This window comes from Rhizobium sp. PP-CC-3G-465 (genome assembly GCF_004343445.1).
Classification (GTDB): domain Bacteria; phylum Pseudomonadota; class Alphaproteobacteria; order Rhizobiales; family Rhizobiaceae; genus Ferranicluibacter; species Ferranicluibacter rubi.
Genome location: NZ_SLYH01000001.1, coordinates 2,058,515 through 2,072,397 on the forward strand (window position 1 = coordinate 2,058,515; position 13,883 = coordinate 2,072,397).

General features: G+C 63.7%; 5 protein-coding genes. 3 read left to right on the top strand and 2 right to left on the bottom strand.

Annotated elements, in window-relative coordinates; genetic code table 11:
* Positions 1-258: 258 nt before the first annotated feature.
* Positions 259-1,551 carry a CmpA/NrtA family ABC transporter substrate-binding protein gene (locus C8J33_RS09780; RefSeq protein ID WP_110800157.1) on the bottom strand — a complete coding sequence of 431 codons (1,293 nt, stop codon included), beginning with the start codon at positions 1,549-1,551 and terminating at the stop codon, positions 259-261.
* A 43-nt stretch (positions 1,552-1,594) separates the two neighbouring features.
* On the bottom strand, positions 1,595-2,182 hold the full coding sequence (locus tag C8J33_RS09785) for an ANTAR domain-containing response regulator (RefSeq protein WP_132446159.1): 588 nt from the start codon (positions 2,180-2,182) through the stop codon (positions 1,595-1,597).
* A gap of 271 nt (positions 2,183-2,453) precedes the next feature.
* Between C8J33_RS09785 and C8J33_RS09790 the strand changes: the two genes are divergently transcribed.
* The 3 genes from C8J33_RS09790 (at position 2,454) to C8J33_RS09800 (ending at position 13,845) form a co-directional block, all read left to right on the top strand.
* The gene (locus tag C8J33_RS09790) at positions 2,454-4,355 is read left to right on the top strand and encodes a potassium transporter Kup (protein ID WP_110800159.1); all 1,902 of its coding nucleotides are present in this window, start codon (positions 2,454-2,456) and stop codon (positions 4,353-4,355) included.
* 548 nt (positions 4,356-4,903) lie between these two features.
* Positions 4,904-12,436, top strand: a complete 7,533-nt coding sequence (locus C8J33_RS09795; RefSeq protein ID WP_132663928.1) for a type I polyketide synthase — start codon at positions 4,904-4,906, stop codon at positions 12,434-12,436.
* Positions 12,433-13,845, top strand: a complete 1,413-nt coding sequence (locus C8J33_RS09800; RefSeq protein WP_165916868.1) for an aminotransferase class I/II-fold pyridoxal phosphate-dependent enzyme — start codon at positions 12,433-12,435, stop codon at positions 13,843-13,845. The genes C8J33_RS09795 and C8J33_RS09800 overlap by 4 nt, the downstream gene beginning before the upstream one ends.
* Positions 13,846-13,883 lie beyond the last annotated feature (38 nt).

Below are 13,883 nucleotides of genomic sequence, written 5' to 3' on the forward strand. Positions count from 1 at the left end.
AAGCTCCGGAGCAAAAACCTTGCGACGTCGGTGTCATTGGGTGAGCGCGTCTTGCGCTCTTTCGCTTCAATCGCCGTTGACTGAGCAATACCTCAGAAGCAAGCGGCGTGCCAAATGCCGAAAGCTCGATCAAGAGGTTGTTTCGAAAGGAAAATCACGACTGTGCTTGAAATATAACCAATCTGCTCTTTGCTTATCTTCTAGCCACATGCCTGCAACGCAGCGAAAAGCATGCATCGCAAAACGGCACCGTCACCATCAGGCGTCGTCGCTGAGGGAGCCCGCAACCCGCTCGTAGCGGACGGGAAAGGCGGCGACATAATCCGGGATGGCCTGGGGATCGAAGGTGAAGCCATCCATGAAGCGGTCGCCGAAGGATGTCCCTTCCGCCCTGAGATCGGCATCGGCGGGGCCTGTACCCAAAGCGGCGCGATAGAGATCGGGCCGGTAGGCTGAGAGAGCCTTTTCCGCCAGCGCCGGCGACCACTCGGCCTGCCCCCAGCGGAGCATCTGGCTATATGTCCAGAGCGCGTGGCTCGGCCGGGGATAGTTCGCAAAGCCGCCATGGAAGGTGAAGTAATCCGGGATCACCCGACGCTCGCCGGTGTCATCGAGGCTGAACTCGCCGGCGAGCACCCGGCGGATGATATCGACCGGAGCGGCGATGTAGTTCGGCTGCGCGAGAAGCGCTGCGAGTTCGTCGTGGTTTTCGCCCCTGTCGCACCACCGGGCGGCGGCATCCAGCGCGACCAGCAGGCGGGACACGGTTTCGGGATGGCTCTCCGCCCAGTCCGGCCGCATGCCGATGACCTTTTCGGGCGCCGACGGCCAGATGTCCTGTTTGGCGGCGACGATGCGGCCGACGCCGCGTTCCGATGCCACCATATTCCATGGCGCCCCGACGCAGAAGCCGTCAATGGCGCCCGCGGCCAGCGCATCGGAGGTCAACGGCGGGGGAACGACGACGAGCTTCACGTCGAGGTCCGGGTCGATACCGCCGGCGGCGAGCCAGTAGCGGAACTCGTAATTGTGAGACGAGAACGGATAGGTCATGCCGAAGGTGGGTGGCGCCTCGCCGGCATCCCGCATCCCGTCGAGAACGCGGCGGAGCACCCTTGCATGCGCGAGCGCATCAGCGCCCTCCGGGGCGCCGGCATCGCGCATGCGGGCAAAGAGCCGGGTCGAGAGCGTGATGGCATTGCCACCCCGCCCCAGCGAAAACGGCGTGATCGTCGGCGACGGGTTGGAGCCGAGCCCCAGCATGGAGGCGACGGGCATCGGCGAGAGCATATGGGCAATGTCGAACTGACGGAATGCCAGGCGGTCCCGCACATTGGCCCAGGACACGTCGCGCACGAGGTCGAGCGCCAGTCCCTCGCGGGCCGCGAAACCGAACTCGGCCGCCGCAATCAGCACGGAAGCATCGACAAGCGGAATGAAGCCGGCCCTGAGGACGCGTGCACCCTCGCTCTTCGCACCGCGTGCCGGTGCCGCAAGGGCAGCGCCAGGCGCCGCAGACGCTGCGCCGGGGGAGATCAGCGTTGTCGTCATGGGCGTATCCTCCGGTCTATGGGGCGGCAGCGGAACGCAGCGATCATGTCAGCAGACCCGCCGCCGTCACGACGCTTTGCGCGATATCGGCGATCTTCTTCTTCTCGTTCATGGCGGTCTGCCGCAACAGGGTGAACGCCTCCTCCTCGGAGAGACCGCGCATCTTCATCATGATGCCCTTGGCGCGTTCCACGACCTTGCGCTCCTCGAGCGCGGATCTCGCTTCCGCCAGTTCCCGCTGCAGCCTGGAGAACGCGTTGAACCGGCTGACGGCCATGTCGAGGATCGGCTTCACCCGCTCCTTGCGCAGACCATCGACGATATAGGCGGAAACGCCGGCATCGACGGCCGCTTCGATCGAGGCCGTATCCGAACGATCGACGAACATGGCGATCGGGCGGCTGACGGTGCGGGTCAGCTGGAAGAGATGCTCCATCATGTCCCGGTTCGGATTTTCGAGATCGATGATGATGACATCCGGCTTCAGCGTCTCGATGATCCGGGCGACGCCGTTGACCTCGTGGATCACCGTGACCTTGAGATGCCCGGCCTCGCGCAGGCCCTCCTCGATGATCGAGGACCGGATGGCATTTTCATCGATGACGAGGATCGTGAGATCGGCGTGGCGCATTCGCCTATTCTTGTGCAGCGCAACAGAATGCGCAAGCGCTCCTGTGCCAAGATTTCGGGATGCCGACAGGCGGCGCGTCTTCGGGCTTGCTCGCGACCGGACAATAATTGTAACGGTGTGTTCGAAACGGCCGGGATACAGTGTCCGCCTGGGCTCGCAGGCGCCGTGACAGACGGCGCTTGGCGCCTCGAGACGGACGTGTCGAGCCAGCTGTTTCGCGCACGCAACGTGTCTTGCCCGGTGCGAGACGTGAAGGAAAGTCTGACATTCCATGACCGCATCCGCCGGCCCTGCCCAGCAGGACACCGCAGGCACGAAGAAATTTCTCGTCCTGCTCATGGGATCCATCGGTGTCGTCTATGGCGACATCGGAACCAGCCCGCTCTATGCGTTTCGCGAAGCGCTCCGCCCATTCTCGCATGACGGCATCAGCCATAACGAGGTCATCGGCCTCATCTCGCTGATGGTCTGGACGCTGACGATCATCGTCACCTTCAAGTATGTCCTCTTTCTCCTGCGCGCCGACAATGACGGCGAAGGCGGCACGCTGTCGCTTCTCGCCCTTCTGATGAAGAAGACGGGCCGCTACATGCCGGTGCTGTTCTTCGCGGGCATCATCGGCGCCGCCCTGTTCATCGGGGATGCCATGATCACGCCGGCGCTGTCGGTGATGTCCGCCGTCGAGGGGCTGAAGCTCGTGACACCGGCGCTGAGCGGCTACGTCCTACCGATCTCGGCCGCGATGATGGTCGGCCTCTTCGCCGTACAGTCGCGCGGCACGGCCGCCGTTTCCAATTTCTTCGGGCCGATCACCGTTCTCTGGTTCCTGGCCATGGCCTGGGGCGGCCTCCTGCATATCGGCGACGACTACACGATCCTCGAAGCGCTCAATCCGATCAACGCCGTCTGGTTCATCACCCATGCCGGCTTCGTCGGGCTCATCGTGCTCGGCGCGGTGTTCCTCACCGTCACCGGGGCCGAAGCGCTCTATGCCGATCTCGGCCATTTCGGCCGCAAGCCGATCCAGGTCGCTTGGTTCATCCTCGTCTTCCCGTCGCTGGCGCTGAACTATCTCGGCCAGGGCGCCTTCGTGCTGGCGCATCCGGAGGCGGCGGAAAACCCGTTCTATCTGATGTATCCCGACTGGGCGCTGCTGCCGATCGTGCTTCTGGCCACGGCTGCCACCATCATCGCCAGCCAGGCGGTCATCACCGGCGCGTTTTCGCTCGCGCGTCAGGCCGTCCATCTCGGGTTCCTCCCGCGCCTGCAGATCACCTTCACCTCCGAGACGAATACGGGGCAGATCTACGTTCCCGCCGTCAACACGCTGCTCTTCGTCGGGGTTCTCGTGCTCATCTTCACCTTCGGGGATTCGGAGTCGCTGGCGACCGCCTATGGTATCTCGGTCACCGGCGCGATGGTGGTGACGACCCTGATGGCGTTCCAGTTCCTGCGCTCGGTGTGGAAATGGAGCGCCGTTGCCGCAGGCGCCGTTCTCCTGCCGCTGCTGCTTCTCGAAACGGTCTTCCTCGCCGCCAACCTCCTCAAGATCCATGATGGCGGCTGGGTGCCCGTCCTACTGGCGGCGACCATCATGGTCATCATGTGGACATGGCGGAAGGGCTCGATGATCCTGCGCGAAAAGACTGCGCGCAACGACATCCCGCTCGAAACCTTCATCCGGTCGATCGAGAAGAAGTCCGATCACGCCCCGGTCGCCGTTCCCGGCACGGCCGTGTTCCTGACCAGCGTGCCCGACAAGACGCCGGCGGTGCTGCTGCACAATATCAAGCACAACCACGTCCTGCACGAGCAGAACGTCATCCTGACGGTTCGCACCGCCGACACGCCCTATGTGCCGCCTGCGTCCCGCATCGAACTCGTCCGGATTTCCGATCGCTTCCTCCGCATCCAGATCACATTCGGATTCATGGACGACCAGAACGTGTCCAAGGCGCTGGGTCTCTGCAAGAAGGCAGGCTTCAAGTTCGAGATCATGCAAACGTCGTTTTATGTCGGACGGCGCAACCTGATCAGCGACCCGAACTCCGGCCTGCCCAAGTGGCAGGATCGCCTCTATATCGCGCTCGCCGGCATCGGCATCGACCCCTCCGACTACTTCCGTCTGCCGGCAAACCGGGTGGTGGAGCTCGGTGAACAGGTGACGATCTGATCGCGGAGCATGCGTACCGCGCCCCACGCTCGGTCCTGCATCCCGCATTGCAGCATTTGCCCCTGGGAAGGCCTCTATCCTATGGCATTGCGGGAGGCCTTCTGCTAACCACCGCCGCGTAGAGGCTTGGCATGGGGGCGGATTCCCGGGCCATACGCATGAGGCCCCTGTCGGTCGGCACCATCCAGCAGGCCTTAAAACCTGCACATTTTCGGGTCATCCACCGCCTGTTTGAAGTACATTCATCCTCCATTCATGCAAGGAAGGTCTTTCTTCTTTTATGGTCGGTAGAAAACGAAATGAATCGCTCGACAAACGAGCCCGCTTGTTGCTGTACTCAGCAAGGCGCTGGCTGTTGCGCCGTAAAGTTGAAAATTTAGACGCATATATCTACGATATTTATTTTAGTTATACCTCACATACACAGAGTCATTGTGTCCGAGTCCCGAGGCAGGGACTGCCATCCAGGAGAAGTTCTGATTGATTTTTCGGGACCCAAGTGCAATCAGCAAGTCACACCGCAGACAGTTCAGAGCGTTCGATAAAAGATGACAGCAGAAATCATAGGGCGCGCCTGCGTCGCTCCGGGAGCTGATTCGCCTCAAGCGCTTTTTCGGCTTCTGCGGCAGGGCAAATGTGCGGTAACGCAGATTCCATCGGATCGGTGGGACCTTGCTCGCTTCTGGCATCCCGAGATGGGCAACCCCGGCAAGACCTATTCGTTTGCCGCTGGGGTGATCGACGACATCTATGGTTTCGATCCCGCCGCCTTCGGCATGTCGCAGCGCGAAGCCATGTATATGGATCCGCAGCAGCGCGTTCTCCTGCAACTGGCGTGGCGCGCGGTCGAAGACGCCAACATCTCGCTGACCTCGCTCCAGGGCGAAAATGTCGGCGTCTATGTCGGCGCGTCGAGCCTCGACCATGCGAACCTCACGGTCGAAGACCCGGCGGCTGCCGGCCCCTACTTCATGACCGGCAATACGCTGTCCGTCATTTCGAACCGAATCTCCCACATCTTCGGGCTTAGTGGCCCGTCCATGACCATCGATACGGCCTGTTCGTCCTCCATCGTCGCGCTCGACCAGGCGATGCGGGCGCTGAATGCCGGAGAGATCGACACCGCCATCGTCGGCGGCATCAATATTCTCGCCCATCCCCTGCCCTTCGTCGGGTTTGCGCAGGCGCGCATGCTGTCGCCCGAGGGCCTGTGCCGCGCCTATGACAACGACGGCGCTGGATATGTGCGTGCCGAAGGCGGCGTCGTGTTCGTCCTGCGCCGCTCCGATCGGGCCCGGCAGGAAAAGGATCGCAGCTACGCGCGCATCGTCGCGACGGGCACGAACTCGGCCGGCCGCACGAACGGCATTTCTCTGCCGTCGCGCGAGTCCCAGGCAGCCCTGCTGCGGTCGATCTACGAAGGCAACAATATCGACGCCAACCAGGTCGCCTTCGTCGAAGGCCATGGGACCGGCACCAAGGTCGGCGACCCGGCGGAAGTCTGGTCGATCGGCACGGTCATCGGCACCAACCGGCGCGCGCCGGTACCGATCGGCTCCATCAAGTCGAATATCGGGCACACCGAGCCTGCATCCGGCCTCTTCGGCATGCTGAAGGCCGTCATGGCGCTCGAGAACAATTATCTTCCGGCATCGCTGCATTTCGATACGCCGAACGAAAACATCGACTTCGACGGATTGAACGTGCGCGTCACGGCGAACCCGATCGAGCTTCTGCGTGGCAAGCGCGCGCGCCTCGCCGGCATCAACTCCTTCGGCTTCGGCGGCGCCAATGCGCATGTCGTGATTTCCGATCCCGAGCCCGTATCCGAAGACCGCCAGCGCAACGCGGCTTCCGGTCATATGTTCATGGCGAGCGCCCATACGGCGAGCAGCCTCGAAGAGCTTCTGCGCGCCTACAAGTCGTCCTTCGCCAAGGCCTCCCGCGAGGAGGCCCGTGCCATCATCGCCGCGTCCGGTGTGAACCGTACGGCCATGCGCCACCGCTTTGCGGCACGCAGCGAGAACCCCGAAGACATCATCCGCGCCATTTCGAGCCATATCGAAGCTCCGGCGTCCGATCTCGGCGAGACCGGCGAAGCCGTGACGCGGGATGCGAAGGTCGCCTTCGTGTTTTCCGGAAACGGCTCGCAGTGGGCCGGCATGGGTGCGGACGCCTTCCGCGAAAACCTGCATTTCCGCCAGTGCTTCACCTCGATCAGCGCCCTGTTCAAGTTCCACGCGGACCTGGATCTCGCAGCGCTGCTGACCGATCCGGATCTTGCCCATAAGCTGGCCGACACCAAGATCGCCCAGCCGCTGCTCTTTGCGGTGCAGGCAGCCCTGTCGGATTCGCTGGTTGCCATGGGAATCAAGCCGACGGCGGTCTTCGGCCATTCCGTCGGCGAAATCGCTGCAGCCTATGCGGCCGGCGCCCTGTCGCTGGTCGATGCGGTGGCGATCGTCGCAAAACGCTCTCTGCATCAGGACCTGCTGGCCGGCAAGGGCACCATGGCCGCCGTCATGCTCGGCGACGAGGCCGCTCAGGCCTTCGCGGAGAAGCACGGCATCGCCAATGTCTGCGTTGCCGCCATCAATGCCCGCAACTCCGTGACCATTTCCGGTCCCGTGGCTGAAGTGACCGCGTTCCGGGATGCCGCCCGCAAGGCGAAGATCCCGGTCCAGATCCTCGACATCAACTACCCGTTCCACCACCCTATCATCGACCAGGCCAAAAAGGCCTTCATGGGCGATATTCCGGACCTGGCGCCGCGCACCACCGAGATTGCCTATCTCTCCACCGTCACAGGCGAGCGCCTCGACGGCTCTCAGCTGGATGTCGACTACTGGTGGAAGAACGTGCGCGAGCCAGTTCGTTTCCAGGCCGCGACGGAAGCGGCCATCGCACTCGGCTGCACGCTGTTCCTCGAGATCTCGCCACGCCCGATCCTGTCGTCCTACGTCAAGGAAACAATCAAGGCGGCGACCGCGCCGGGCATCGTGGTGCCCACCTTGCTGAAGGAAGTTGCGGCCAAGGGGATCGACCCGGTGTCGCGCGCCATGGCCCGCGCCATCGCGCATGGTGCCGACTGCAATCCGGCGCGCCTCTTCGGCAAGCGGAATGCGTCCGTGCGCCTGCCGCTGCTGCCGTTCGAGCCGACCGAACTCCGGCCGGCCGTCACCAGCGACAGCGCTGATCTCTTCGGCCGCGGCTCCCGCGTCCCCTATACGCTTGCCGGCTGGCGCGCCGATCTGAACGGCGGCAGCTGGAAGAACCATATCGACGGACATCTCTTTCCGGATCTCGCCGAACACGTCGTCGATGGAAAGTCCATCCTGCCGGGCAGCGGCTTCATCGAGATCGCGATCTCCGCGGCGCAGCAGTTCTATGGCACCAGCGAGGTCGAGATCACCAATCTTGAAATCGTACGCCCGCTGGAACTCGGCGACACCAAGATCATGGAGCTCTCGACGCTTCTGTCGCCGGAAACCGGCGACATCGAGATCCGCTCGCGCGAGCGCCTGACGGAAGACGACTGGGCGGTGCATGCGGTTGCCCGCTGCCGCAAGCCGATCGCGCGCAACGACCACATCCGGCCCGACTTCAAGGGTCTCGAGAAGACGGAAACCGTTCTTGCGGCGAAGGCCTACGAGACAGCGCGGCAGTTCGGACTGGATTACGGCCCGAGATTCCAGCTGCTGTCGAAAGCCGTCGCGTTCGGTGAGCGGTTCATCGATGTCGAGCTGAAGACGCCGTCCGAGGCGGGACACCCGTTCGTGTCCTACAGCCTCAATCCGATCTCCGTCGATGCGACCTTCCACGGCATGGTGGCGCTGTTTGGCCGGTTTACCGGCGAAGCTGGCGGCGCACCCTATATCCCCGTTCGGTTCGGCTCGGTTCGGCTTGCAGCCTCGGGCCAGGTGATCAAGCGGGCGATCGCCGAGGTGGAGCGTGTCAGCGCGAACTCCATCAAGGCCAAGTTCCGCTTTTACGGCGAGGACGGCAAGCTCGTCGCCGCGTTCGACGACTGCCGCTTCCGCCGGACCTATCTGCGCCAGCACAAGACGCTGGACATGCTGTCGTACCACTACGAGGCCGTGCCCTCCGATACGCTGGCGGCCATGCGGCCCGCGCAGCCGAAGCCGCTGCCGGCTATCCTTCTGCCGGCCGATGGCGGCGACGGGATCGACAACACGACGCTGCTCTTCAACGCGGCCATCTACCGGGCCTGCCACGAAATCGCGCTGAAGCTCGCGCGCGGCGGCAACCAGGTAGACATGCGGCTTCTGCCCGGCGATGTCGGCTTCCGCTGCTTCCTCAGCAACTGCCTCGTCGTCCTCGGAGATGCAGGCCTTGCAGAGCATACCGACAATCGCTGGACAGTGGCGGCGGACTTCGCTCTGCCTCCGGTCAGCGAAATCCTGAAGGAACTCTACGCTGAAAATGCCGCACGCGCCGTCGAGGCCGTGCTGATCAACGATGCCTACACGGAAGCGCTCGATCGCCTGTCGGCGCTTTATGCTACGGAACTCTCCGGCCAGGGCGGCGAAGACACCGTCGTTCAGACGACGGGTTTCATCAGCGAGGCCACGCTCGATCATCAGGCCGTCCACTCGCTAGCCACCCGCCAGCGGACCGACATGGTGTACACGGCACTGGAGCAGGCTCTCTCGTCGGCCGAAAACGGCCTTCGCATCATCGAGCTTGGCACCGTGTCGGCCAATTTCACGCGGCGCCTTGCGGCTCTTGCCGTGCGCCATGGCGCAAGCCTTGCCGTGATCGAGCCGCGCGACAATGCGCAACGCAACCTTGAAATCGCGTTCGAAGACGATGCGCGCGTATCCGTCCTGAAGAAGGACGCGTTCACGTCGGTCAAGACGGTCGATATCGTCGTCAGTGCATCCGAGATGCTGTTTGCCCTGGCGGACGAAGATCCGTCGCTTCGTGGCATTCTCGGTCACGCCCTACGCCCAGGCGGCGCCTTCATCGCCGTGACGACAGCGCCGACCGTGTTCAGCGATTTCGCCTATGGCCTGACGGACGGATGGTTTGCCCGAAGCCAGTCGCCGGAATTCCCGATCGGTCGGTTTGCAACCGCACCGCAGTGGGAAAAATGTCTTTCCGACCTGAGGCTGGCCGATATCGTCGTCGATGATCGCGAAGGGGCCTACGGCGCGCTGATCGCGCTCGAGGCGAGAGCAGGCCGATCCGCGCTCGACGCAGCGTCGCCAGACGTTGCGGCACCCGTATCGCATCACCCGATCCTTGTGCTCGGGACAGCGGCGGCGACCGCCGCCTTGCCGGCATCCATTTCCGACTGTGCGATCATGCCCGTGACGCTCACGGGCGAAGAGACCGACAAGGTGCAGCTTCTCGATGCGTTCAAGGCGCTTCAGGGGCGCGCCATCCGGGCGGTCTACCTGTCGCCTGCGCCGTCCGCAGATACGCTTGAGGATTCCGAGCACCTGCAGACCATCGTCCTGTCGCTCAGTGCCTTCGGCGAAGCCGTCCGCGCGCATCATGCGGATCGTGAACCCACGGGCGACGAGCGTCCGCACCTGGCACTGGTTGCCCCGGGCGGATCGCCGGTCGCCGCAACGTCGGCGCTGAACAGCGGCGTCTGGACCTTCTGCCGCGTTCTCCAGAACGAGTACGACCTGATCGATCTCCACGCGGTCGACGCTCCCGCTGCGACCCCGTCTGAAGTCGAGACAGTGCTCGCTCTCGCGGCAGCGCTGATCGAGAGTGAACACGAGAACCGCGAATGGGCCGTCATCGACGGTCATGCGCAGGAGATCCGGGCCGTTCCCGGCCCGGTCGAAGGCACCCTTCGCCAGACGCAGTCCTTCGAGGCTGCGACCATCCGCCAGCGGGTGGCCTCGCAGGTCGGCAGCATCGCATGGGAAGCCACCAGCCTGCCGAAACCCGGCCCGACGGATGTCGTCGTTGAAGTCGCGGCCACCGGTCTCAACTTCCGTGACGTGATGTGGGCCATGGGCCTTCTTCCGGAAGAGGCGCTTGAGGACGGATTTGCCGGTGCGACGATCGGCATGGAGCTTTCCGGCCACGTGGTCGCGCTCGGCAGCGAGATCACGGACCTTGCCATCGGCGATCCCGTCATGGCCATGGCCTCGGCTGCCTTCTCGACGCATGCGGTGGTCGCACGCGCCGGCATCGCCCGGTTGCCGGAAACGGTCAGCCCGGTTGCCGCCGCCACGGTTCCGGTCGCCTTCCTCACGGCCTATTATGCGATGATCGAACTCGGTCGCATCCGCGCCGGCGAGACCATCCTCATCCATGGCGCGGCCGGCGGTGTCGGCCTTGCAGCGCTGCAGGTGGCAAAGCATGCCGGTGCCAAGGTGATCGCCACCGCCGGCACCCGCGAAAAACGTCACTTCCTGACGATGCTGGGTGCCGATCACGTCTTCGATTCGCGTTCGCTGTCCTTCGTGGAGGACATTCGTGCCGTGACCCATGGCGAGGGCGTCGATCTCGTTCTGAACTCGCTCTTTGCCGAGGCGATGGAGCAGAGCCTGTCGCTGGTCAAACCCTTCGGCCGGTTCCTGGAACTCGGCAAGCGCGACTACTTTGCCGACAGCAAGATCGGGCTTCGCCCGTTCCGCCGGAACATCAGCTATTTCGGCATCGATGCCGACCAGCTGCTTGTCAACCAGCCGGACCTGACCAAGCGGATCTTCGCCGAGGTCGGACAGCTGTTCGAAGAGGGCAAGTTCGTGCCGCTGCCCTATCGTGCCTTCGCGCATGACGAGATCGGCAATGCCTTCCGCCTGATGCAGAATGCCGGGCATATCGGCAAGATCGTCGTGCTTCCGCCTGTTGCCGGCCGGGATTCCGTTTCGGCAGCCGCCGGCGCGCGGATGACGGTATCCGGCGACGGCGTGCATCTGGTCGTCGGCGGTATCGGCGGCTTCGGCCTTGCCGCTGCCAACTGGCTCGTGGAAAAGGGTGCCCGCCGGATCGCGCTCACCACCCGTCGCGGTGTGGCCGATGCCGAAACGCTGGACGCGATCCAGCGCTGGGACGCCAAGGGCGTCGTTGCCAGCGTTCACGCCTGCGATATCACCAATGTCGATGCGACGGTCGCGATGCTCGCAACGCTGCGGCGCGAAGGCCCGCTGAAAGGCATCATTCATGCCGCCATGGTGCTTGACGATGCGCTGATCTCCAATCTCGACCGGGCGCGTAACCGCCCCGTCATCGATACCAAGGCGAAGGGCGCTGCCGTGCTCGACAGCCTGACGCGGAAGGACGATCTCGACCTCTTCCTGCTGTTCTCGTCGGCAACGACCTTGGTCGGCAATCCCGGCCAGGGCAATTACGTCGCGGCCAACGGCTATCTCGAGGGACTGGCGCAGGCGCGGCGGGCAGCGGGACTGAAGGGTCTCGCCATCGGCTTCGGCGCGATCGCCGATACCGGCTATTTGGCGCAGAATACCGAGGTCAACGACATCCTGTCGAAGCGCATCGGCAAGACCGCGCTGAAGGCACAGGCGGCGCTCGACCAGGTGGAAGCCTATATCGTTGCCGACCCCGGCACGGTGAATGCCGCGACCGCCATGATTGCCGAGTTCGACTGGGCGGCCGCGCGCAATTTGCCGGTCGTTCGCCAGCCGCTGTTCGAGGTGGTAATGCGCACCGCCGACCAGCATACCGGCAGCAGCGACGGCAGCACGCTCGATCTCGTCGCCATGATCGAGGGCAAATCGCCGCAGGAGGGCGAAGATCTGCTTTATGAGCTCGTGGCCAACGAAATCGCCGCAATTCTGCGGGTTTCCAAGGATACGATCTCCCGGAACAAGGTCTTGAAGGAAATCGGGCTGGACAGTTTGATGGCCGTTGAACTCGGCATCAGCTTCCAGCAGAATACGGGCTTCGACATGCCACTCTCGGGCGTCGCCGACAATACGACCGTTGGGGACGTTGCGCACAAGCTGTACGAAAAGGTCAGCAAGCGCGACCAGGGAAGCGACGAGGAAGAGCCGCCGACGGAAGACAAGATCCTGAACGAACTGACCCAGCGCCATAAGGCGACGTCTCCGGAGAAAGCTGCAAGCCAATGAGCGACGACCGGCAACCTGCCGCATCGAAGATGAACAGCAGCATCCGGGAGAACCTGCTCGACCGGATGCGCAACACGCATCAGTCGTCCGAGCGCAACCGGATGGCCCGCTCCGAACGCGAGGTTCCGACGCCGGTGCGCCGGACGCAGATGCGGTTCGAGGACCTGCCGGAATTCAAGCAGGTGCAGACCCAGGAGGCGGCGAGCGCGCAGCTCGGTATCGACAATCCCTTCTACCGTGCCCATGCGACGGCGGCCGGCGCGACGACCATCATCAATGGTCGCGAGCTGATCAACTTCGCCTCCTACGACTATCTCGGCCTCAACCGTCACCCGCATGTGCTGGAGAAGGCGAACGAGGCGATCGGCACCTATGGCATTTCGGCGTCGGCCAGCCGCCTCGTGGCCGGCGAGCGTCCGGTGCATGGCGAACTGGAAGAGCGGATCGCCCGTTTCTACGGCGTGGATGCCGCGGTTTGCTTCGTTAGCGGTTACCTGACCAATGTCGCGGCGATCAGCTGCCTGCTCGGCCCGAAGGATCTCGTCGTCCATGACGAGTTCATCCACAACAGCGCCCTTGCCGGCATCAAGCTTTCGGGCGCCACGCGTCGTCTGTTCAAGCACAACGACGCCCAGGACCTCGAAACGGTGCTGCGGACGGTGTCCGGCGACTACCGTCGCATCCTCGTGGTCGTCGAAGGCATCTATTCGATGGATGGCGACGTGGCGAACCTGCCGGCCATCCTCAAGCTCAAGGCGGAATACGGCTTCTGGCTGATGGTGGACGAGGCGCATTCCCTCGGCATTCTCGGCCGTCGGGGTCGCGGCACGTTCGAGCATTACGGCATCGACCCGAAAGAGGTCGATATCTGGATGGGCACGCTGTCGAAGACGACGGCAAGCTGTGGCGGCTATATCGCCGGCAACGCGGCGCTTGCTTCCGTCCTCAAGGCAACGGCAGGCGGTTTCGTCTACAGCGTCGGCCTTGCACCGGCGCTGACGGCCGCGGCCATCGGCAGCCTCGATATTCTGGAGAGCGAGCCGCAGCGTGCCGCAGCCCTCCGGCGCAACGGAACGCTGTTTTTGAAGCTTGCGCAGGAAGCCGGTCTCGACACTGGGCTCAGCGCCGGTTTCTCCGTCGTACCGGTTCTCGTCGGCGACAGCCTGCGGGCGGTGCAGCTTTCGAACGACCTCCTGGCGGCCGGCGTCAATGCGCTGCCGATCATTCACCCTGCCGTGCCCGAAGGCCTGGCGCGCCTGCGCTTCTTCATCACCAGCGAGCACACCGAAGAGCAGATCCGCAAGACGGTGGCGCTGACGGCGGAGAAGCTCAAAGACCTCACCGACCGCAATTTCGGGCTGGCCTCCATCGACATCCAGCAGATGATGAAACTTCTGGCGGCCCGGTGAAACGGGCGCCACGGTCTTCGGTGACGCACGCGTCCAGA